The sequence below is a fragment of the Ruegeria sp. AL3 genome (assembly GCF_056536065.1).
The window spans coordinates 2,917,134-2,939,033 of the sequence record NZ_JBQFJG010000001.1; the positions used below are offsets into that span (position 1 = coordinate 2,917,134).

Sequence of the window (21,900 nt, forward strand, 5' to 3'; positions counted from 1 at the left end):
CTGTTCCCCAAGACCTAGCCCGCGCCGCCCGACTTGACCAGATAGCAGTTTTCCCCGCGTTTCAATTGCAGTAAGGTCCCGCAAAAATAACCGGCAGGCTCGGGGGAGAAAGACGTGACACGAGAGGGCAGGCATACGCCGTCGCGCAGGAAGACATGCATGCGCGATTTCGGCCCGTTTTCCGGCGCAAAAGGCTTGGCGGGGGCAGTCTTGTGATCCTCGACCGCTATTTCGCCCGCCGCTTTCTACAGAGCTTTCTGGTCATCGGCGGTATTTTTCTGACCTTGATGATTCTCATCGATCTGATCGAACAGATCCGCCGATTTGACCAAGTCGACCTGTCCTTCGGCCAATTGCTGCACCTGACGCTTCTGAACACACCGGCCGCCATCAGTGAAATGCTGCCCCTGCTGGTCATTCTGTCCACCATTGCCTTGTTCGTCGGGCTGGCACGGACCTCTGAACTCGTGGTGACCCGCGCCACGGGTCGCTCGGGTATCCGCGCACTGGTTGCGCCAGCGGCTCTGGCCCTGATCATCGGTGCGCTTGCAGTGGCATTGCTGAACCCCATCGCGGCGGCCACATCCCAGGAATTCCAACGCCTGTCTGATTCCTATCGCAACAACGGCAGTTCAGCGCTTTCGATCAGCAGCGAAGGCCTTTGGCTGCGTCAGTCGGCGGAAAACGGTCAGGCCGTCATCCACGCCCGGGGCACCTCGAACGGGGATGCTCTTGGCCTAGACGGCGTGACCATCATCACCTTCGCGCGCGACGGCAAACCCACCCAGCAGATCGTCGCCGACAGGGCCGTGCTGGAAGACGAAAACTGGGTCTTGTCCCGGGCCAAGATCTGGAATTTGCAGAATGGGCAGAACCCCGAAACCAGCTCGGTGGAACATGAACGGCTGGAGTTGCCAACCTCGCTGACGCGGCAGCGGATTCTGGACACGCTGGGGCAACAGGATTCAGTGTCGGTTTTTGACCTGCCGCAACTGATCAAGGATCTGCGTGAAGCCGGGTTTTCGACCAAGCAATATGAAGTCTGGTTGCAGGTGCAACTGGCCAGGCCGTTCTTTCTGGTCTCCATGGTGCTGATCGGGGCTGCATTCACCATGCGTCACGTTCGGTTCGGCGGTACCGGAATTGCCGTTCTGACGGCCGTACTGCTTGGCTTTGCCATCTATTTCGTCCGCAATTTTGCGCAAATCCTCGGGGAAAACGGACAATTGCCCATCTATATCGCGGCCTGGGCGCCGCCCTTCGCCGCCATCCTGCTGTCCCTTGGTCTGCTTCTTCACGCGGAGGACGGCTGATGCGGAACATGATTTCCCTGCTGCTGACCAGCGCAATCGCTTTGTCGGCACCGACGGTTCTGGCGGCGCAAACCACCTCGGCTGAGCCTGACCCGCAAGCTGCGCAGTCACAGGCCGAACCCGCCCTTCTGGTTGCCGACAAGGTCTTTATCACACCCGACAGAAAACTGGTGGCCGAAGGCAATGTCGAAGCCTTTCAGGGCGATACCAAGCTATCGGCCCAACGTGTCACCTATGACCGGGAAACGGGTGAGCTGACACTGGAGGGGCCCATTCGCATTGATCAGGGGGGGCAGTCGACCCTTCTGGCCGATTCCGGACAGCTGGACAGCGGCATCCAGAACGGTCTGTTGATTGGTGCCCGGATGGTTTTCGATCAGCAGATCCAGATTGCCTCGGTTCAGGCGAAACGGGCCGCGGGTCGCTATACGCAGTTCAGCAAGGTCTCGGCCACTTCCTGCCATGTCTGCACCAACGGTAAGCCACCGCTTTGGCAGATTCGGGCCCGCAAGGTCACCCATGACCAGTTGGAACGGCAATTGTACTTTGAGGGCGCGCAGCTTCGGGTGCTTGATTATCCGGTATTCTATTTCCCCTATCTGCGCTTGCCAGATCCGACATTAGAGCGCGCAACCGGCTTTCTGGTGCCATCGATCCGCAGCACCTCGCAACTGGGAACGGGGGTACAGGTTCCCTATTTCTTCAAGCTGGGGGACCACAAGGATCTGACCTTGACGCCGTATCTGTCGGCCAAGACCACGACGCTGGGATATCGGTATCGCCAGGCGTTCGTGAATGGGCGCATTCAGCTTGAAGGGGCCTATACCCGAGATGACGTTCAGCCCGATCAGGATCGCGGTTATCTGTTCGCCGGCGGTTGGTTCAACCTGAAGAATGATTTCCGGCTGACATTCGATCTGCAAACCACCTCGGACGACGCCTATCTGGTTGACTACGGGCTGCCGGATCTGGACCGTTTGCGCAGCGAGATAGCGCTGGAACGGATCAAACGAGACACCGCATTCAAAACAAGCCTGATCCATTACAAAACTCTGCGTGAAAGTGAAAATCAGGACGAAATCCCATCCCGCGTCTTCGACCTGAACTATGAAAAGCGATTCTTTTCGGGCGCGCTTGGCGGCGAGGTTCGGCTGGCTTTTATCGGCCACGCACATGAACGCACCAGCGACGCCGATATCGTTGGCCGTGACATAGCAAGGGCAACTGTTGATGCCGAATGGTTGCGAAGCTGGACATTTGCATCGGGGCTGCGCGCGGACGCGACGCTGGGCGCATCGGTGGATACGTTCAATATTCGCCATGACAGCAATTTTCCCAGCAATGTGACCCGCTCGACCCCGCGCGCGGCGTTGACGCTTCGCTATCCGATGACCCGTCGCGAAAAAACCGGCGCGGTTCAGCTTCTGGAACCGATCGCGCAGTTGGGATGGACCCATGTCTCGGACACTGATGCGCCAGATGATGAAAGCACGTTTCAGGAATTCGATCAGGGTAACCTGCTGGCCCTGTCCCGTTTCCCTGCCGAAGATCAGCGCGAAGACGGTGCCACAGGGGTCATCGGCCTGAACTGGGCGCGCTATGGTGCAGACGGACAGCAGGCGCTCGTAACGGTGGGTCAGGTGTTTCGGGCGGATGCCGACCCGAATTTCACCCTGACATCCGGGTTGCAGGGCACCACGTCCGACTTGCTGGTGGCGGGACAAGTCACCACGGCCAACGGTTGGTCGCTTGGCGGGCGCGGTCTGATCGACAGCGATTTCAGTTTCGTCAAAGCTGAATTGCGCGGGGCCTGGGCTTCTGAATTTGCCGGCCTGTCCGGAAGCTATATCTGGCAGGAACCGGATCCGGCGGAAAACATTGCGGAAGAAATTTCGGAAATCTGGCTTCTGGGCCGCTATCAGGTCGACCAGAACTGGCTTACCAATGCCGAGGCACGCTATGATCTGAACCAGTCAGAGCCAATCCGGCTTGGGCTTGGTGTAACATACCAGAATGAATGTGTTCAGGTTAACATGTCCGTAAGCAGACGCTTTACTTCAACATCCACTATTGAGCCTTCGACAGAATTCGGCTTTACCCTATCGCTGACAGGATACGCCCTTGAAGGCGGTGGTAACACATACAAGAGAAAATGCAGTTGATATCAGGTTTCTCCAGGTTTCTCCGTTCCGGTTGGCACAAACCGGTCACGCCGGCACTGGCCGCCGTTTTCCTCGCTTTATCGGCGCCGCAGGTCAGCGCCCAAAGCCTGTTCTCGCCAGCGATCCGCGTGAATCAGGACATCGTCACCTGGTACGAGCTGGAACAACGCCTGCAATTCCTGAATGTTTTGGGTTTGCCCGGCGGCAATGAGGCTGACGTTAGGGAAGCCCTGATCGAAGAAAAATTGCGCAAGCAGGCCATGCGCGAAGCGGGCGTGCAAGCTGCCCCGGAAGCCGTACAACTGGGGATCGACGAGTTCGCGTCGCGCGGGCAATTGTCCACCGAACAGTTCCTGCAACTTTTGGGTGAGGCAGGCGTCGACCCGGAAACTGTCCGTGATTATGTTGCAGATCAGCTGGCCTGGCGCGACTATATCAGCTCGCGCTACCTGTCGCAGGCCCGTCCGACTGAAGACGAGATTGATCGCGCGCTGGGACAAACCGGTGGCGGCGGCCTTCAGGTCCTGCTGTCCGAGATCATCATCCCGGTGAACCCGCAAACCGTTGCACAGACTGAGTTGCTGGCGGAAGAGATTTCGCGACTTGAAACTATCGAAGCGTTTTCAGCCGCAGCGGCGCAATATTCCGGAGCGGCCACCCGCAACGAAGGCGGACGTCTGGACTGGCTGAATATCTCCAACCTGCCTCCTGCCTTGCAACCGGTTATTCTTGGGCTCCAGAACGGTGAGATCACCGATCCCATCAGCCTGCCAAACGCCGTCGCCCTGTTTCAATTGCGCGGATTGCGCGAGGTGGCGACCGCTGCGCCGGCTATCTCCAAACTTGACTATGCGGCCTATTACCTGCCGGGCGGCCGCAGCGCCGAGGCTCTGGCACAGGCTGCTGCCCTAAGGGAGGAGATCGACACCTGCGACGACTTGTACGGAATCGCCAAGGATCAACCCGTCGAAGTCCTGGACCGTATCGAAGCCAGCCCATCAGAAGTACCACGCGATTTCGCCGTGGAACTGGCCAAGCTGGATCGCTTCGAAGTGTCAACAAACCTGACCCGCAACAACGGGCAGACGCTGGTGTTCCTGATGCTGTGCAACCGCACCCGCAACCTGGGCGAAAACACCTCGCGGGCGGATGTCGCGAATGCACTGGCGCAACAGCGGCTACAGGCCTTTGCGGCCAGCCTGGTAGAGCAGCTGCGGGCTGACGCCACCATTGTTCAGGAATGACACGCCCGATTGCGCTCAGCTGCGGTGAACCGGCCGGGATCGGCCCTGAAATCGCGGCCAAAGCATGGGCAGAGCTGCGCCAAACCTGCCCGTTTTTCTTTATCGGCGATGCCAGCCACCTGCCTGCTGGCACCCCCGTTGTGAAAATCCAAACCCCTTCGGATGCCGTTGCAGTCTGTGATCAGGCCTTGCCCGTGCTGCAACTGAACTTTCCTGCTGCGAACATGCCCGGTCAGCCAGACCCGGCCAATGCCCCATCGGTGATCGATGCCATCGAAACCGGCGTCGACTTTGTGAAAGAGGGGGCAGCGGCCGCTCTGTGCACCGCGCCCATTCACAAGAAGGCCCTGATCGACGGGGCCGGGTTTACCTATCCCGGCCATACCGAGTTTCTGGCCGCGCTGTCGGGCACCCGCCGGGTTGTCATGATGCTGGCCAGCGACCAGTTGCGGGTTGTCCCGGCAACAATCCACATTCCCCTTTCACAGGTTCCCGCCGCGCTGACGCCGGACCTGCTGCGCGAGACAATCGAAATCACCACGCGCGGTCTGCGCGACCAGTTCGGCATACAACACCCCCGCATCGCCATAACCGGCCTGAACCCCCATGCCGGCGAAGGCGGCAAAATGGGCCGCGAGGAGCTTGACTGGATCGCCCCAATGCTGGCCGATCTGAACCCGGAAGATGCGACCCTGACGGGCCCGCACCCTGCGGATACACTGTTCCATGCCGCTGCCCGCGCCCGCTATGACGCGGCGATCGCAATGTATCATGATCAGGCCCTGATCCCGATCAAGACACTGGATTTCGACCGGGGTGTGAACGTCACCCTTGGCCTGCCCTTCATCCGCACGTCGCCAGATCACGGCACTGCACTGGATATCGCCGGGAAAGGCATCGCCAATCCAACCAGCCTGATCGAAGCTCTGAAGCTTGCCCAACACATGGCGCAAGGCTCTTGATCCTTCATCTGGCTGAAAATATCCCCGCCAGAGGCAAAAAACTTCTGGCGCTGCCCCTGCGGCCTGCGTCACGGTAATCGGATCATGAGTGCAATCGACAATCTCCCCCCTCTGCGCGAGGTCATCGCCACACATCAACTCTCGGCGCGCAAATCCCTGGGTCAGAACTTCCTGCTGGATCTCAACCTGACCGCCAAAATCGCCCGTCAGGCTGGCGATCTTGCAGACTGCGACGTACTGGAAATCGGCCCCGGTCCTGGCGGCCTCACCCGAGGGCTCCTGTCCGAAGGCGCACGCAAGGTCGTGGCGGTGGAAAAAGATACCCGCTGCATTGCCGCCCTGAACGATATCGCCGCCGCCTATCCCGGAAGGCTGGAGGTCATCAATGGTGACGCGCTCGAGATCAACCCGCTGGAACATCTGACCCCGCCAATCCGCATCGCAGCCAACCTTCCATACAACGTCGGCACCGAACTGCTTGTGCGCTGGCTGACACCCCCTGAATGGCCCCCCTTCTGGCAGAGCCTGACGCTGATGTTCCAACGCGAAGTGGCCGAACGCATCGTGGCCCAGCCCGGTAGCAAGGCGTATGGCCGCCTCGCCATCCTTGCCCAATGGCGGGCCGAGGCGCGCATCGCCATGTCCCTTCCCCCCGGCGCCTTCACCCCTCCGCCCAAAGTCTCCAGCGCGGTGGTCCACCTGACCGCCCTGCCCGAACCGCGCTATCCTGCTGACGCCGCGACCCTGTCGCGTGTGGTGGCCTCCGCCTTCAATCAACGCCGCAAAATGCTGCGGGCCTCGCTCAAAGGCGTTGCCCCGGATATCGAGGATCGCTTGCAGGCCGCAGGTATCCAGCCCACTGAACGGGCCGAGCAGGTTCCGCTTGAAGCGTTCTGTGCCTTGGCGCGCGAAATCCAGACACCCTGATCAAAAAAAGCCCCGAGGCTTGACCTCGGGGCTTTGCGGTTTCTGATGCCGGCTTTATTCAGCCGCTTCCGGTGCGTCGCCATCCGTTTTGGGCGCATCTTCAGCCACTGGCGCCGGTTTGGGCTTGCGCGCCCGCGGCTTGCGCGCAGGCTTTTCCTTCTTTTCCGGCGCCGGGGCTTCGGCCCCCTTGCTTTCCGGTGTCTCGACCAGACCGCTTTCCGGAGCAGCGTCCGGTGCGGCGAAATCCATTACGTCCGGCTGCGGGGCTTCGGCAGGATCAGCCTGCCGGGCCGCTTCACGTTCCTGGCGCTCGGCGCGCTCACGGTCACGCTCGGCCTGGCGTTCGCGGTTCTGGCGCTCCTGCTCCTCGCGGCGCGCTTCAATCTCGCGCTGCGCCTCACTCAGCATGCGCAGATAATGTTCTGCGTGCTGCTGGAAGTTTTCCGCCGCAACGCGGTCGTTTGACAGCTGAGCGTCACGCGCCAGCTGATTGTACTTATCAATGATTTGCTGCGGCGTGCCACGCACCTTGCCTTCAGGGCCCGAGCTGTCAAATACCCGGTTTACGACGTTACCGCCGGAAGGACGATTGCGGTTGTTCTTGGCCCGCGAGCGGGATTTGGAAGATCTCATTTTACTTTACGTCAGCCTTATCAATGCGCTGTCGCTCAACCCGTGTTTTGCACTGCTCTGAGGCGTTTGCCGTGACGGGATGTCGACTTTTTTGGGCTTGGCGTCAGGGGTGCGCTGCAACAGCGTCAACCTCGCCGACTAATCCTGAGTAAACATGTCCTGACCGTGCAGACAAGAGGAATCTCGAATTTTCACACGCTTTTTTACTCGGGGCAGCGTTTTTTGGCCTCAGACAACAGTTTCAACCCGGCATCTTTGCGCCGACAACCCGGTCACGCCCGTCCAGATCGGGGATTACGCGAATATCCGCCAAACCCGCCGCATCAAACAAGGCAGACACCAGATTTGCCTGTGTCGGGCCAATTTCCACAAGTATCCGCCCGCCTGGCAACAGAAAATCCGGGGCCGAGGCCGCAATCTGCCGATACGCGCCCAGCCCGTCCCCTTCATCGGTCAGCGCCATGCGCGGCTCGTGCTCCCGCACTTCGGGCGAAAGGTCCTCCATTTCGGTTACGGAAATATACGGCGGGTTGGAAACAATCAGGTCAAACCGGCCTTCAATGCCTTCAAACCAGTTTGACTGCGCAATCTCGGCTCGTCCCTGCACCTGGTGGAGCACGGCATTGGCGCTGGCCTGAAGACAGGCGGCTTCACTCAGGTCGACCCCAAGACCCGAAGCGCTGGTTCGTTCCGCAAGCAGTGTGACCAGAATACAGCCAGACCCGACCCCGAGGTCCAAAACATGGTCGAAGGGTTCGCTCAGCGCGGCCTCGATCAGGGTTTCAGTCTCGGGGCGTGGATCCAGAACATCGGAGCTGACACGAAACCTGCGCCCATAGAACTCGCGTTCGCCCAGCAGATGAGACACCGGCACCCGAATGGCACGCAAAGAAACCAACTGGTCATAGCGTTCAGCGATCTCGGGCTGCAACTCTTCCGGGGCAATCAGCGTCACTCGGCTGGCCTCTATCCGTGCGGCATGGGCCAACAACAGGCGCGCATCCCGCGCCGGGTCATCCACGCCCGCGGCCCTCAAGCGCGCGGTTGCGGCCACCATGGCCTGCGCTGCTGTTTGCAGGCCCGTCATTGCGCCATCTCGGCCAACAACCGGGCCTGATCATCCGCCGTCAGAGCGTCAATCACTTCGTCCAGATCCCCCTGCATCACCTGATCCAGTTTATAGAGCGTCAGGTTGATCCGGTGATCCGTCATCCGCCCCTGTGGGAAATTATAGGTGCGAATGCGTTCCGAACGATCCCCTGACCCCACCTGGCTGGCCCGGTCGGCCGAACGTTCGCTGTCGATCCGCTGCCGCTCGAGGTCATAAAGCCGCGTCTTCAGCACCTGCATGGCGATCTCGCGGTTGCGATGCTGGGACTTCTCGGAACTTGTGACCACCAAGCCCGTCGGAATATGGGTGATCCGCACCGCCGAGTCAGTGGTGTTCACGTGCTGCCCGCCCGCGCCGGAACTGCGCATCGTGTCGATACGGATGTCATTGGCGTCTACCTGGATGTCGACATCCTCGGCCTCGGGCAGTACCGCCACCGTCGCCGCCGAGGTGTGGATGCGCCCGCCGCTTTCGGTTTCGGGCACGCGCTGCACACGGTGCACGCCGGATTCGTATTTCAGCCGGGCAAAGACGTTGTCGCCCTTGATATGGGCCACCACCTCTTTGATCCCGCCCAGATCAGAAGCCTGTTCTTCGATGATCTCGAACTGCCACCCGCGGGCCTCGGCATAGCGTTGATACATACGCAACAGATCGCCCGCGAACAAAGCGGCCTCGTCCCCGCCGGTACCCGGGCGAATTTCCAGCATCGCCGGACGCGCATCCGCCGCATCCTTCGGCAGCAGCGCCAGTTGCAGCGCGTGTTCCGCCTCGGGGATGCGCGATTGCAGGTCCGGAATTTCTTCTTCGGCCAACTCCTTCATATCCGGGTCGGCCAGCATCGCCTCGGCCTCAGCCAGGTCTGCCACCAGCTGGCGCCAGGCCATGATCTGATCGACCACGGGTTTGAGGTCGGAATATTCCTTGGCCAACGCCGCAATATCGCCGCCCGATGCGCCATCCGCCATGGCTGCTTCGAGGTATTGGAAACGCTGGGTGATCTGTTCAAGACGTTCTTCGGGGATCATCCCGGCGGTGTCTATCATCCGGGGGCTTTGGTCAAGGGCCACGTCGTGCTAAGCTTGCTGTCATGAAACGGTTTTTGCTTGCCCTTTTGCTGACGTCCACGCCGGTTTACGCCGATTACGTCGGCCCTGACGGCAAGACCCGCGATTGCTATTGCACCGACACGTCCGGGTCCCGCATTGAACTGGGTGAGATGATCTGCCTGCAAGTCGACGGCCGCATGTTCACGGCACAATGCCAGATGTCCCTGAACGTGCCCATGTGGCGCGAGGTGCAGGAAGGATGTTTGTCATCCGGGTTGCAGAGCGATCCTGTTGATCACTTTGAACAGGATGAGGCGTCCTGAGCGCCGGTAGAACAGTTACATCTGCTCCAACCACCCATCAACCCGTGCCTTGTTCGCACCGAAATCCCTGCGACCGAACCGCAAACGGCCATGGATGCGCAGCGTGTCGCCGTCCTGCTGAACAGTGGTATAGTCGGGGAAACCAATCCATTTCGTGCGGGTGACATAGGTGATCATGCCCTCATCGACCGAACCTGCCAAAACCGAGGTGCGCGGCGTGGCGCGGGCGATCCGATCGAGGTTCTCCAACCCTTCCGGGCCGGTTGTAACAACGCGCAGAACGCCACCCGGCAAGTCCTGATCAACCTCTGCAACCGGTGCAATATGCCATTGCGCCAGAGCTGACGGGGCCAACCGGACGTAAGCGACCAGCCCAAGCACCAGCGCGATCACTGCCCACAAAACCATCTTTTTCATCCCGCTTTGCCCTCTTGCAGAAACCCTATGCGGATCAGGCGCCGGGGCAAGCCGTTCCGGGCCGGTTTACCGCGACGTCACACCCGGCAGGATACACAGCATCTCGTAGATCAGGTTGGCTGCCGTCAGGGCCGTGTTGCCGGATGGGTCATACGGAGGTGAAACCTCGACCAGATCACACCCCACCACATTCACACCCTGCAACGCGTGGATCAGTTGCAGCGCCTGCGGCGTGGTCAGCCCGGCAATCTCTGGTGTACCCGTGCCCGGTGCAAAGGCCGGGTCCAGGCTGTCGATGTCATAGGTGACATAGACCGGATGATCCCCGATGATCTTGCGGATCTGAGAACCGATCTGCGTCAGGTTCTGCTGCCACAACTCCCAGGCCGGGAACTGGCGGAAGCCCCAATCCCTGGCTTCGGTGAAATCCGAAGCCGCATAGCCCGATCCGCGAATGCCGATCTGAAAGGTCTTGTCGGGGACAATCAGCCCCTCTTCATAGGCGCGGCGGAAGACGGTTCCGTGGGTCTCTTTCTCGCCGAACATCTCGTCATTCACATCCGCATGGGCATCCACATGCACCAGAGCCACCGGCCCATACTTTGCCGCAATGGCCCGCAGGATCGGCAGGGTGATCGAATGATCGCCCCCCATCGCCACCGGGGTCACGTTCTTTGCGAGGATCGCGTCATAGCTTTCCCTGATGATCCTCAGGCTGTCCGCAAGCGAGAAGGTGTTGATCGCCAGATCCCCGATGTCGGCGATTTGCAAGCTGTCGAACGGAGCCGCCGAGGTAGCCATGTTGTAGGGCCTTATCATCGCGCTCTCGCTGCGGATCTGTTTGGGTCCGAACCGGGTGCCCGATCGCCACGAGGTGCCGATATCCATCGGAATCCCCAAAACCGCCACATCCAGCCCCGCCAGCGAGGCTGCCTGGGACAGGCGCATAAACGTATTCGGCCCCGAAAACCGCGCCAGATCATTACCGCTGATGGGTTGGTTGAATTGTGTCATATTCTTTCTCGACAAGCCCCAGAGTATTTTGCTTTACGAACTGTTTCGAAGTTCGCGCAAATTTTCCGAAACATCATCATTAATTGGATAAGAAACACTTAATGACGTCTCAAAATCTGCGTCCGATGAAAACCGGGTGTACGTCGCACCCCAGCGCCTATCATCCCCTCGGGGATGGCTTTCCCATACGAGAAACGCATCCCAAGTGTCCAATCCGTGATTGTTGTCGGGCCTTAGTGCAGGCAATTCTCTTTCGATCAACCCGATGACACCTGTGTCCAGTGCGTGGCGTTCGCTTGCGTTCATCGGTCGCAAGGCATCAGAAACAGAGCACCCTCTATCACTATATCGAAGCATCATTATTGTTTCGGGATCAACCCAAGCCAGCCCGTCAGCCCGCTCGAGGCGCACTAGACGTTTTTCTGGAGCAACGACCTGACCGTCGGCAAATGGTACGCAGTATGTCTCAAACAAAGTCATTGCTGAATGCTTGCGAGCAGTTGGCTGATGCAGGCGATCACGCGCAAAATACCCGAGCGGCAACCCAAGGAGAACAATGCACGCCCAGATCAGAGCTTTTCGTTTAGTCATGCGAGTTTATTCCACCCCAACAGGCAGACGATCTGCGTCGCCACATGCGCCCCCGCAATCGCCGTCGCGCCGGATGTATCGAACGGCGGAGACACTTCGACCACGTCGCCGCCCTTGATGTTGATCCCCGCAATGTCGCGCAGGATGATCTGCGCCTGAATGGAACTCAAACCACCCCAGACCGGTGTCCCCGTACCCGGTGCAAAGGCCGGGTCCAGACCGTCGATATCAAAGCTCAGATAGACCGGGCTGTCGCCCAGAATGCCCTTGATCTTCTGCGCCACGGCGGCGGGGCCGGATTCGTAGACCTCGCGCGCGTCGATGATGTTGACGCCCAGCGTGTCCTCGTTGGTGGTGCGGATCCCCACCTGAACCGAACGTTTCGGATCCACGATCCCCGACTTCACCGCCTTGTAGAACATGGTGCCGTGGTCCACCCGGCTCATGTCGTCATCGGCCCAGGTGTCGGTATGGGCGTCGAACTGCAACAGCGACATCGGCCCGTATTTCTCGGCATAGGCCTTGAGGATCGGAAAGCTGATATAGTGGTCGCCCCCCAGCGCGACCGAGGCCACATCCGCCGTCAGAATGGTGCGGATATGGTCGGTCAGCGTGTCGGGAAAGGCGGGAATGTTGGCATAGTCATAGGCCATATCGCCGTAGTCGATGATAGCCAGCTCGCTCAGCGCATCGAAGGGCCAGCCATAAGGTGCATCGGGCGATTGCAGCGCGCTGGCCTCGCGGATTGCACGCGGGCCAAGGCGGGTGCCCGGGCGGTTGGTCACCGCCTGATCAAACGGCACGCCGGTCACGGCGATGTCGACGCCGGTCAGGTTCTTGGTATACAGCCGCCGCAGAAACGAGGTCGCCCCGCCAAAGGTGTTTTCATAGGACAGGCCTTTGAGATCCGGGTTGGTGAATGCCTCGTCCACCTGGTTTTTTGCGTCTTCCAGTGCCATTTCGCTCCCCCATCAGCCCAACGGCTGCGCCTTTTCCACGATCCGTGCGAAGAACGATGCCCCCACCGGCGCGATATCATCATTGAAGTTGTATTTCGGATGATGCAGCCCGGCACCATCACCCTGCCCAAGGAACAGATAAGCCCCTGGTCGCGACTGAAGCATGTACGAAAAATCCTCGGCCCCCATGTCGCGCCCCATTGTGTCGATCACCCGTTCAGCCCCCGAAACTTCGCGCGCGACGGCCGCGGCAAAGGCTGCCTTTTCAGCATCGTTGATCGTCGCCGGGTATCCCACCTGATATTCAAGCCGTGCCTCGACACCGTAAGACGCGGCCTGCCCCTGAACGATCTGCTCCATCCGCTCCATCACCATTTTCTGCACCGAAGGATCGAATGTACGAACCGTGCCGTTCAGATAGGCGGTGTCTGGGATCACGTTGTTCACCGTTCCGGCGTGGATCTGAGTGACCGAAACAACCAGGTCTTCCACTGCATAGTGGTTGCGGCTGACGATGGTCTGGATCGCCTGTGCAATGCCGCAGGCCGCCATGACCGGGTCGCGGGTCTGATGCGGCATGGCGCCATGGCCGCCGACGCCTTGGATATGAATATCGAACGTATCGACCGCCGCCATGATCGGCCCCGGCGTTGTATGGAACGTACCTTCCGGGTTTCCCGGATCGTTGTGTATTCCATAGACCTCAGAGATATCGAACCGCTCCATGATGCCTTCTTCGACCATGACACCCGCACCGCCACCTTCTTCCTCGGCCGGTTGAAAGATCAGGGCCACACGGCCGCAGAAATTTCGCGTCTCGGCCAGATACCGCGCCGCGCCCAGCAGCATTGTGGTGTGCCCGTCATGCCCGCAGGCATGCATCTTTCCAGGATTCTTCGATGCATAGTCGACGCCTGTTTCTTCGGTGATCGGCAATGCATCCATATCGGCGCGCAGGCCAATGGTCGGGCCGTCGCCCTGCCCGTTGATGATCGCGACCATCCCGGTCTTTGCGATCCCTTCATGCAATTCATCAACCCCGAATTCACGCAGACGCTCGGCCACAAACGCGGCAGTCTCAAAGCACTCGAACTCCAACTCGGGTATCGTGTGCAGATATTGGCGCCATCTGGTCATATCGGCAGAGAAATCGGCAATTCGGTTGACGACGGGCATCTGGGGTGGACTCCTGATCGGGACTGCGGGATGGATGCATCTGACACCGGAACGAAAGGGTTCGCAATGGCCGAAAATCCTCTGATCCACGATACCGACGCAGGTATCGAGCGTTTGCTGGAAATCATGCGCCGCCTGCGTGATCCGAAAACCGGCTGCCCGTGGGATATCGAACAGGATTTCGCCACCATCGCGCCCTATACGATCGAAGAGGCCTATGAGGTCGCCGACGCCATCGAGCGTGAGGCCTGGGACGAGCTGAAGGGCGAGCTGGGCGATCTGCTGTTCCAATCCGTCTTCCACGCTCAAATGGCGGAAGAAGCGGGATATTTCACCTTTCAGGACGTGGTTCGCACCATGTCCGACAAGATGGTGGCCCGGCATCCGCATGTCTTCGGTGACGAATCCCGCGACAAATCCGCCGAACAGCAGACCAAGGACTGGGAAGCCATCAAGGCCGCCGAACGTGCGGGCAAGGAACAGAAAGGCGCGCTGGACGGGGTGGCCGCCAACCTGCCAGCCCTGCTGCGGGCGCATAAGCTGCAAAAACGGGCCGCGCGCGTAGGGTTCGACTGGCCCGACGCCAGCCACGTTCTGGCCAAGATCACCGAAGAAGCCACCGAACTGGAAGAGGCGCGTGACAAGATGGACGCGGACGCGCTTGAGGATGAGTTTGGCGATCTGCTGTTCGTGATGGTCAATCTGGGTCGTCATCTTGGCATCGAACCGGAGGCCGCGTTGCGCCGCACCAATGCCAAGTTCACCCGTCGCTTTGAACAGGTCGAGACCCGGCTGGCCGAACGGGGAAAGACCCCCTCGCAAAGCGATCTGGCCGAGATGGATGCGCTGTGGGACGAGGTCAAAACCGAAGAGCATCGCGCCAACGGCAAACTCCCGCCGGTTGAAGTCATGGCCGCACCCAGAAACGGGTAGACAAGGCACCCGACACTTGCGAGTGTCCCACCTTCACGACCACCGGAGACGCCCATGCCCCCTCGCAAGATCATCATCGACACCGATCCCGGACAGGACGATGCCGTCGCCATCCTGCTGGCGCTGGCCAGCCCGGAGGACATCGAGGTTCTTGGCATCACGGCGGTCGCAGGCAACGTGCCCCTGGAATTGACCGCCAAGAACGCTCGGATCGTGTGCGAACTGGCGGGCCGGACCGACATACCTGTTTATGCGGGCTGCGACAGACCGTTGAACCGCCCGCTGGTCACGGCCGAGCATGTGCATGGCAAGACAGGTCTGGATGGCCCGGACCTGCCCGATCCGCAGATGCCGCTGACCAAAGGGCATGCGGTGGATTTCATCATCGACACCCTGCGCGCTGAAGAACCGGGCACGGTAACCCTTTGCCCGCTGGGGCCACTAACAAATATCGCGACCGCGTTCAGCAAGGCTCCGGACATTGTGGACCGGGTACAGGAAATCGTTCTGATGGGCGGAGCGTATTTCGAGGTCGGCAACATCACCCCGACAGCTGAGTTTAACATTCACGTCGATCCAGAAGCTGCTGATATCGTTTTCAAATCCGGCAGACCAATCGTGGTCATGTCGCTGGATGTCACGCACAAGGCGCTGGTCACCAAACCCCGCAATGATGCGTTCCGTGCGCTGGGAAACAAAGTCGGAATCGCCGTCGCCGAGATGACCGATTTCTTCGAAAGGTTCGACAAGGAAAAATACGGCAGCGCAGGTGCGCCTTTGCACGACCCTTGCGTGACCGCCTATCTGATCCGGCCCGAGCTGTTTTCGGGCCGTCATGTGAATGTCGAGATTGAAACCCAGTCCGAGCTGACAATGGGCATGACGGTCGCCGATTGGTGGGGCGTAACCGACCGCGCGCCCAATGCGCTGTTCATGGGGGAAATCGACGCCGACGGCTTCTTCAATCTTTTGACGGAAAGGCTGGCCAGATTATGAGCGCCGCCCTGCGCCTGGCGCGCCCCGAGGACCTGGATCGTCTGATGGCACTGGTCACCGCCTTCCATACCGAGGCCGGATTGACGCAAGACCCGGACCAGACCCGAAACGCTCTGACACCCCTGCTCGAGGGTATTCCCCATGGCTGTGTCTATCTGATCGGCCCCGGACGCGCGCCGTTGGGCTACATCATCCTGACCTTCGGCTGGTCCGTCGAATTCGGCGGCATGGACGGTTTCGTGGACGAAATCTATATCCGGCCCGCTGTTCGCGGCCGCGGCATCGCAACCGAAGTTCTACTGGCGCTGCCCAAAGCTTTGTCCGAAGCGGGGCTGACTGCCCTTCATCTGGAAGTCGACCGGCACAACGAGGCCGCTCAGAAGATCTATCTGCGCACCGGGTTCAAACCACGCGACAGATATATGCTGATGAGCAAGTTGCTTTAACGAGACTCGCCGCGGAAGATATTGGCCGGGTTCATGTCCTGTACCGGGTCATTCGACGAAACTTCTTCTCCGGTTATCGGATACGTTCCCGGACCCGCGCAGGCAGACAATACTGTGATGGACGCTGTGACGATTATCAGAAGGAATTTGGATACAGACATCGTGGTCTCCTTTCTGCAATGAAGAAAGACTACGGCATTTGGAGTGAACGCGATAAGTAACAAGTTCACACATAAGAATAATTAAGCCACTTAAATATTATCAAATTTCCACGTCTAAGACGACCATGCCCCTGAGAATTTTATCTTTTTTCTGGCACGCCAATGTCTTCTTCAAAAAGCGGCATTTCGAAAAAAAGCAGGTGATCGCGTGCGATTTCAGGAGTTTCGTAATAGGCGTCGCGCAGGTGAAAGCCCAAAGACAGGTATAACCGAGTCGCCACTTCCAGGGGTTTGCCGGTGTCCATTCGAATATAGTCGAACCCAAGATCTCGGCACATTTCGATCAGCGAAAGCATGATGGCACAGCCTGCGCCGGTCCCCCTTGCTGCGTCGGTTACAAATACGCGTTTGATTTCAGCCACACCGGGCTCGTAGGTGTGAAACATGCCGCAGCCGACCGGTTCCCCATGCAGCAATGCCAGTTTGATCCCACCGTTCGGCGGTGCGTGTTCCGCGTCAATGTTGTCCATTACACGGGCGTATTTTTCGCTTGGGTAGAAAGCCTGCACAATCTGGGCGGTTCTTTCATCCAGCGCCAGCAGGAAATCCCTGTAATCCCAACACAAACGCCGAACCGCTTCAAACTGGTCCGGCGTTTCCGGTTCGATGATGTTCAGCACAATGCGACCCCCGGATTAAACCCGGGGGTCAGCCTAGCACCAAGTGCGTTATTTGCGAAGGATCGACGCGCCTGCGTATTCGGCCACTTCCCCCAGCGACTCCTCGATGCGGATCAGCTGGTTGTATTTCGCCAACCGGTCCGATCGCGCCAATGAGCCGGTTTTGATCTGACCACAATTCGTCGCCACGGCCAGATCGGCAATGGTCGCGTCCTCGGTCTCGCCCGAACGGTGCGACATCACGTTGGTGTACCGCGCGCGGTGCGCCATATCGACGGCGCGCAGGGTTTCGGTCAGCGAACCGATCTGGTTCACCTTGACCAGCATTGAGTTCGCGCAGCCACGTTCGATCCCTTCGGCCAGACGTTCCGGGTTGGTCACGAACAGGTCATCACCAACCAGTTGCACCTTGTCGCCGATGGCATCGGTCAGGGCCTTCCAGCCATCCCAGTCATCTTCAGACATGCCGTCTTCGATCGAGATGATCGGATAGTCATTGACCAGCGCCGCCAGATAGGCCGCGTTTTCCTCGGATGTCAGGGTGATCCCCTCGCCCGCCAGAACGTATTTACCGTCTTTGAAGTACTCGGTCGCCGCGCAATCCAAAGCCAGATGGATTTCTTCGCCCGGCTTGTAGCCCGCCTTTTCGATGGATTTCAGGATGAAATCCAGCGCCTCGCGTGTGCTGGCAATGTTGGGGGCAAAACCGCCCTCGTCGCCCACTCCCGTGGCCAGACCCGCGGAAGACAGTTCTTTCTTCAGTGTATGGAACACCTCGGACCCCATGCGCACCGCTTCGCGAATGTTCGCGGCGGCGGTCGGCATGATCATGAATTCCTGAATGTCGATCGGGTTGTCGGCATGTTCGCCACCATTGATAATGTTCATCATCGGAACCGGCAGAACCCGCGCCGAGGTGCCGCCCACATAGCGATAGAGCGGCTGGGTGGTGAAATCCGCCGCCGCCTTCGCCGTGGCCAGCGAGACACCCAGGATAGCGTTCGCACCCAGACGGCCTTTGTTCTCGGTGCCGTCCAGCTCGATCATGGCCTGGTCAATGGCCACCTGCTCGGTCGCGTCAAAGCCCACCAGTTCTTCGGCAATCTCGCCGTTCACGGCGGCGACGGCTTCCAGAACGCCTTTGCCCATATAGCGCGCCTTGTCGCCATCGCGTTTTTCAACCGCCTCATAGGCACCGGTGGACGCGCCCGAGGGTACGGCAGCGCGACCCATGGTGCCGTCTTCCAGAATCACGTCAACTTCGACTGTCGGATTGCCCCGGCTGTCCAGAATTTCGCGTGCGTGGATGTCGATGATGGTGCTCATTAAGCCTGTCCCTGTGACTGCGGTCGGTTGCACGCGTCATAGCAGCAACCGGCCAAAAGTAAACCGGTTCCGTTAACGCTAACACGCATATTCCCGGACATTTAGGGCTAACAATTCGCTGTTTGCGCCAACAGGGTCAGGCAGGTGCCAATTCCCGCGCCAGACGCCGTTCGCGGACAAAGGTATAAAGACCCGAGCCGATGATCAGGGTCGCCCCCGCCATTGTCAGCGCATCAGGGCGTTCACCGAACATCAGCATTCCAGCAAGGATCGAGAACACAAGGCGCGTGTACCGGAACGGCATCAGGGCCGAGGCTTCGCCCACCCTCATCGCAGTGACAATGCCGTAATAGCCCAGCACGCCAAATCCGATCGCCCCCGCATAAGGGCCCGTTTGACCGGCTTGAACCGGCACGAAGGATGCCCCGGACATGACCATCAGAACCAGGCCGGCCACAGCCACCGCAATATAGGCCTGCATCGCAACGACGGATGAGGGCACGCGTGGGTCCAGCTTGCGGGTGATCAGATCGCGCGCCGCAATGGCGACCACGGACAACACCACAAACAGGGATTCCGGCCGAAAGCCCTCCATCCCCGGGCGGATGATCATCAAAACACCGACAAAGCCGACGCCGATCGCGCTCCAGCGACGCCACCCGACCTGCTCTCCAAGAAACAGGGCCGCACCCATGGTGACGACCAGCGGCATGGCCTGAAACACGGCCGCAACGGTGGACAGGTCGATCAGCGACAACGCCGTCACGAACGCCACTGCACCAAAGCCTTCGGTCGCGGCGCGGATCAATGGCAGGGTTTTCCATGCCACGGGGTCAAGGATCCGCTTGCGGGTGACCACTGACATCGTGGCAAACACGAGCCCGCAAAACACACCCAGAAACACCATGATCTGCCCTGTCGGCACAGAGCCGGACAGGAGCTTGATGAACATGTCCTCAAGTGCAAAGGCCGCCATCGACCCGATGAGCAGCAGGATGCCGTTTACGTTGTTCATTTGCGCGTCCGTTGGAAAGGGCACATCTGGTGCCTGTAGATGCACAACAACCTCAACCAACGTCATCTGGCAAGACAATTCCCGTCACGCCTGATGAATTAAAGTGAGGGCATCAATCGCGTTTCGTGATGGGTCAGTCCTTTTCCAGCGGGACGCCATACAGCTCCAACCGGTGCCCCTTCAGCTTGTACCCAAGCTTCGCGGCGATTCTTTCCTGCAGGGCTTCGATCTCGGGGTCGACGAATTCAATTACCTCTCCTGACTGCATGTCGATCAGGTGGTCGTGATGATCGCGCTCGGCGTCCTCGTACCGGGCCCGTCCGTCGCCGAACTCAAGGCGTTCCAGAATACCAGCCTCTTCGAACAGTTTGACCGTGCGATAGACCGTTGCAATGGAAATGCCTTTATCCACGGCAGACGCCCGCGCATAGAGTTCCTCGACATCCGGGTGGTCGTCGCTCTGTTCCAGCACCTGCGCGATGACCCTTCTTTGACCGGTCATGCGCAGCCCCTTGGCTTCACAACGCCCAATAATCGTTTCCGACATGATGCCCCTCAGACTTGCTCGGGTGTCTGTCTTAATATGTCTGCGCAGGTTTCGCTACAGGGATTTCACCTTTTGCGACCTTCTGATCTGGCGCGCGTCAGATCGGCCCAGACCGGCAGGTGATCAGATGCGATATGCGCGGGACGTGTGTCGTGAACACCGTGCGCCACGGCCTTTATTCCGCTGCCCAGCGCGATCCGATCCAGCGCGCCCAGGGGCTGCGCGGCGGGAAAACTTGGTCTGGGAGGCAGAAACCGCATTTCGGGGACCAGGTGATCCAGTACTGGCTGACGTGACCACTCGTTGAAGTCACCGGCCCAAACAGTCGGCATCTGGTCCATGTCCCAGTCGTTCCGCCGAATGTGCAAAATCTGCTGTCGCCGCGACGCTGGCAACAGTCCAAGATGCATACCCATCACGCGCAATGGCCCGATATGGGTGTCGAACTCGACACGCACCGCCCCGCGCGGCTCCAGCCCCGGCAACTCGTGATGCCCTTTTCGGCGGACCGAGATACCCTCTCCGCGCCAGATCACCGCGTTGCCGTGCCAGCCCAGACTTCCCGCGCCGCCCAGATCTACGATCTGCCATCCCGCCTCGTCCAACATAAAATGCGGCAGCGCGGCCGGACGGGGCGGCAGGCGCTTGTCGGCCTCCTGCAACACCACGATATCCGCTTTCATGTTTTCGATGACTTGCAGAATACGTTGGGGTTGGCGCCGGAAATCCAACCCGACGCATTTCTGAATGTTGTAGCTTGCGATACGCAGCGTGGAGGAAGTTGGCATGAGGGCGTGACCAAATGAATTGCCCTAAAGTGCCATGCCTGACGTGAGGCGCAACCCCTCTGCTTGGTTTCCTGCTGCGACAATTCCGATACGGCATCCGCCCCCAGCAATCTGCCTGCTATTTCGGCGATTGAAACCTGGCTGATATCAAAGCGAAGGTTCCGCTTGATCCCCGGCCCTGCAACGCTCTATCCCGATGCGGTGACGACAACGCATCGCAGCCACAGCGGGGCCCGCATGAGCCTGAGCCAGACCCAACCCGACAACAGCACCCGGGCCAGTATCGTTTTGGTGACAGGCGGCGCGCTATGGGGCCTTTATTGGATTCCGGTGCGGTTTTTCTTTGATCAGGGCCTGACCGGCCCCTGGTCAGGGATCGCGATGTACTGCGCGGCCCTGATTGCATTGCTCCCCTTCGTCTGGTCCGACAGGCGCATGCTGGCCCGGCAATGGCGCGATTTGATGCTCAGCGGAATGTTCACAGGGGCTGCATTCGGCCTGTATTCGATCAGCCTTGTCTACACCGACGTCGTCCGCTCGATCCTGTTGTTCTATCTCACCCCGATCTGGGGCACGATTCTGGGCGTCGTATTTCTGAAAGAACGCCTGAGCCTGATGCGCCTTGCGGGTCTGATCTGCGGGCTTGGCGGGCTGTTTGTCGTGCTCGGAGGCGCCGGGTTCGTGCCATGGCCGCAGAACTTGGGTGACTGGCTGGCACTGGCATCGGGCATATGCTGGGCATTGGGTACACTGGGCCTGTACAAGGCTGGCAGCATGACCATCTCGGGTCAGGTCTTTGCCTTTGTGATTGGCGCGCTGTTGCTGTCGCTTGTCAGCCTGCTGATGCTTGGGGGCCAAACCCTGCCGAACATCACAGGCGAAGAGTCGATCCGCATAGCGGGATATGCAATGCTGTCCACCTTTTATGTCCTGCCCATGATCTACATGACCATCTGGCCAGCAACAAAGCTGTCCCCCGCAAAGGTCGGCCTGCTGCTGATGAGCGAGGTTGTCGTTGGCATCGCTTCAGCCGCCGCCCTGTCAGGAGAACCATTTGGCCTGCGTGAGTTTCTGGGCGCCATCCTGATCGTCAGCGCCGCGGTGGTGGAAATCCTGCGGAAATAGAT

General features: G+C 59.6%; 24 protein-coding genes. 10 read left to right on the top strand and 14 right to left on the bottom strand.

The genetic code is table 11. The annotated features are described in order from the left end of the window. Window positions 1–212: 212 nt before the first annotated feature. The 5 genes from lptG (at window position 213) to rsmA (ending at window position 6,608) form a co-directional block, all read left to right on the top strand. Window positions 213–1,313 (top strand): LPS export ABC transporter permease LptG, encoded by a 1,101-nt coding sequence (lptG, locus tag ACR3E6_RS14740; RefSeq protein WP_171723637.1) that lies wholly within the window; start codon window positions 213–215, stop codon window positions 1,311–1,313. Further along, window positions 1,313–3,475 (top strand): LPS-assembly protein LptD, encoded by a 2,163-nt coding sequence (locus tag ACR3E6_RS14745; protein ID WP_480487778.1) that lies wholly within the window; start codon window positions 1,313–1,315, stop codon window positions 3,473–3,475. Before lptG ends, ACR3E6_RS14745 begins: the two co-directional genes overlap by 1 nt. Continuing rightward, window positions 3,466–4,719, top strand: coding sequence for a peptidylprolyl isomerase (locus ACR3E6_RS14750; protein ID WP_171723136.1), 1,254 nt, complete (start codon window positions 3,466–3,468; stop codon window positions 4,717–4,719). The genes ACR3E6_RS14745 and ACR3E6_RS14750 overlap by 10 nt, the downstream gene beginning before the upstream one ends. Beyond that, the gene (gene pdxA, locus ACR3E6_RS14755; protein ID WP_480487780.1) at window positions 4,716–5,681 is read left to right on the top strand and encodes a 4-hydroxythreonine-4-phosphate dehydrogenase PdxA; all 966 of its coding nucleotides are present in this window, start codon (window positions 4,716–4,718) and stop codon (window positions 5,679–5,681) included. The genes ACR3E6_RS14750 and pdxA overlap by 4 nt, the downstream gene beginning before the upstream one ends. 84 nt (window positions 5,682–5,765) lie before the next feature. Further along, complete coding sequence (gene rsmA, locus ACR3E6_RS14760; RefSeq protein ID WP_209832883.1) at window positions 5,766–6,608, top strand: 16S rRNA (adenine(1518)-N(6)/adenine(1519)-N(6))-dimethyltransferase RsmA; 843 nt, start codon at window positions 5,766–5,768, stop codon at window positions 6,606–6,608. A gap of 54 nt (window positions 6,609–6,662) precedes the next feature. On the opposite strand, the gene ACR3E6_RS14765 is transcribed toward rsmA, so the two are convergent. From ACR3E6_RS14765 to prfA, 3 genes are all read right to left on the bottom strand, one after another. Further along, window positions 6,663–7,241, bottom strand: a complete 579-nt coding sequence (locus ACR3E6_RS14765; protein WP_171631977.1) for a DUF4167 domain-containing protein — start codon at window positions 7,239–7,241, stop codon at window positions 6,663–6,665. A 241-nt stretch (window positions 7,242–7,482) separates the two neighbouring features. Further along, a complete protein-coding gene (prmC, locus tag ACR3E6_RS14770; protein WP_480487783.1) occupies window positions 7,483–8,328 on the bottom strand; it encodes a peptide chain release factor N(5)-glutamine methyltransferase in 846 nt (281 codons plus the stop codon). Beyond that, window positions 8,325–9,380, bottom strand: coding sequence for a peptide chain release factor 1 (gene prfA, locus ACR3E6_RS14775; protein WP_171633802.1), 1,056 nt, complete (start codon window positions 9,378–9,380; stop codon window positions 8,325–8,327). The genes prmC and prfA overlap by 4 nt, the downstream gene beginning before the upstream one ends. Before the next feature lie 62 nt (window positions 9,381–9,442). Between prfA and ACR3E6_RS14780 the strand changes: the two genes are divergently transcribed. After that, entirely contained in the window at window positions 9,443–9,724 is a 282-nt protein-coding gene (locus tag ACR3E6_RS14780; protein ID WP_209832879.1) for a hypothetical protein, read from the top strand. Between the two features lie 15 nt (window positions 9,725–9,739). Here ACR3E6_RS14780 and ACR3E6_RS14785 read toward each other — a convergent pair whose 3' ends face one another. The 5 genes from ACR3E6_RS14785 to ACR3E6_RS14805 form a co-directional block, all read right to left on the bottom strand. Next, a complete protein-coding gene (locus ACR3E6_RS14785) occupies window positions 9,740–10,141 on the bottom strand; it encodes a DUF1499 domain-containing protein (RefSeq protein ID WP_480487785.1) in 402 nt (133 codons plus the stop codon). A 66-nt stretch (window positions 10,142–10,207) separates the two neighbouring features. Continuing rightward, a complete protein-coding gene (gene speB / locus ACR3E6_RS14790; protein ID WP_171631958.1) occupies window positions 10,208–11,155 on the bottom strand; it encodes an agmatinase in 948 nt (315 codons plus the stop codon). Between the two features lie 33 nt (window positions 11,156–11,188). After that, window positions 11,189–11,746, bottom strand: coding sequence for a hypothetical protein (locus tag ACR3E6_RS14795; protein WP_480487787.1), 558 nt, complete (start codon window positions 11,744–11,746; stop codon window positions 11,189–11,191). Beyond that, window positions 11,743–12,705, bottom strand: coding sequence for an agmatinase (gene speB / locus ACR3E6_RS14800; RefSeq protein ID WP_171723130.1), 963 nt, complete (start codon window positions 12,703–12,705; stop codon window positions 11,743–11,745). The genes ACR3E6_RS14795 and speB (ACR3E6_RS14800) overlap by 4 nt, the downstream gene beginning before the upstream one ends. Before the next feature lie 12 nt (window positions 12,706–12,717). Beyond that, window positions 12,718–13,881, bottom strand: coding sequence for a M20 aminoacylase family protein (locus ACR3E6_RS14805; RefSeq protein ID WP_480487789.1), 1,164 nt, complete (start codon window positions 13,879–13,881; stop codon window positions 12,718–12,720). 66 nt (window positions 13,882–13,947) lie between these two features. Here ACR3E6_RS14805 and mazG point away from each other — a divergent pair, with 66 nt between their 5' ends. The 3 genes from mazG to ACR3E6_RS14820 are packed head-to-tail and all read left to right on the top strand — an operon-like array spanning window position 13,948 to window position 16,256. Further along, window positions 13,948–14,814, top strand: coding sequence for a nucleoside triphosphate pyrophosphohydrolase (gene mazG, locus ACR3E6_RS14810; RefSeq protein WP_480487791.1), 867 nt, complete (start codon window positions 13,948–13,950; stop codon window positions 14,812–14,814). 54 nt (window positions 14,815–14,868) lie between these two features. Further along, window positions 14,869–15,810, top strand: a complete 942-nt coding sequence (locus ACR3E6_RS14815) for a nucleoside hydrolase (RefSeq protein WP_480487793.1) — start codon at window positions 14,869–14,871, stop codon at window positions 15,808–15,810. Next, window positions 15,807–16,256, top strand: coding sequence for a GNAT family N-acetyltransferase (locus tag ACR3E6_RS14820; RefSeq protein WP_152458213.1), 450 nt, complete (start codon window positions 15,807–15,809; stop codon window positions 16,254–16,256). The genes ACR3E6_RS14815 and ACR3E6_RS14820 overlap by 4 nt, the downstream gene beginning before the upstream one ends. On the opposite strand, the gene ACR3E6_RS14825 is transcribed toward ACR3E6_RS14820, so the two are convergent. The 6 genes from ACR3E6_RS14825 to ACR3E6_RS14850 all read right to left on the bottom strand — a co-directional run bounded on the left by ACR3E6_RS14825 (window position 16,253) and on the right by ACR3E6_RS14850 (window position 20,773). Further along, window positions 16,253–16,417 carry a hypothetical protein gene (locus tag ACR3E6_RS14825; RefSeq protein ID WP_171631940.1) on the bottom strand — a complete coding sequence of 55 codons (165 nt, stop codon included), beginning with the start codon at window positions 16,415–16,417 and terminating at the stop codon, window positions 16,253–16,255. The genes ACR3E6_RS14820 and ACR3E6_RS14825 overlap by 4 nt on opposite strands. A gap of 140 nt (window positions 16,418–16,557) precedes the next feature. Next, window positions 16,558–17,097: a GNAT family N-acetyltransferase gene (locus tag ACR3E6_RS14830; RefSeq protein WP_171631937.1), complete on the bottom strand. Its 540-nt coding sequence runs from the start codon at window positions 17,095–17,097 to the stop codon at window positions 16,558–16,560. Between the two features lie 48 nt (window positions 17,098–17,145). Then, entirely contained in the window at window positions 17,146–18,423 is a 1,278-nt protein-coding gene (gene eno, locus ACR3E6_RS14835) for a phosphopyruvate hydratase (protein ID WP_171723125.1), read from the bottom strand. 136 nt (window positions 18,424–18,559) lie between these two features. Beyond that, a complete protein-coding gene (locus ACR3E6_RS14840) occupies window positions 18,560–19,438 on the bottom strand; it encodes a DMT family transporter (protein ID WP_480487796.1) in 879 nt (292 codons plus the stop codon). A 133-nt stretch (window positions 19,439–19,571) separates the two neighbouring features. Further along, window positions 19,572–19,985 carry a Fur family transcriptional regulator gene (locus ACR3E6_RS14845; RefSeq protein ID WP_152458216.1) on the bottom strand — a complete coding sequence of 138 codons (414 nt, stop codon included), beginning with the start codon at window positions 19,983–19,985 and terminating at the stop codon, window positions 19,572–19,574. Window positions 19,986–20,050: 65 nt separating this feature from the next. Continuing rightward, window positions 20,051–20,773 carry an endonuclease/exonuclease/phosphatase family protein gene (locus ACR3E6_RS14850; protein WP_480487798.1) on the bottom strand — a complete coding sequence of 241 codons (723 nt, stop codon included), beginning with the start codon at window positions 20,771–20,773 and terminating at the stop codon, window positions 20,051–20,053. 165 nt (window positions 20,774–20,938) lie between these two features. Between ACR3E6_RS14850 and ACR3E6_RS14855 the strand changes: the two genes are divergently transcribed. Further along, on the top strand, window positions 20,939–21,898 hold the full coding sequence (locus tag ACR3E6_RS14855; RefSeq protein ID WP_480487800.1) for a DMT family transporter: 960 nt from the start codon (window positions 20,939–20,941) through the stop codon (window positions 21,896–21,898). The last annotated feature ends 2 nt before the right edge of the window (window positions 21,899–21,900 follow it).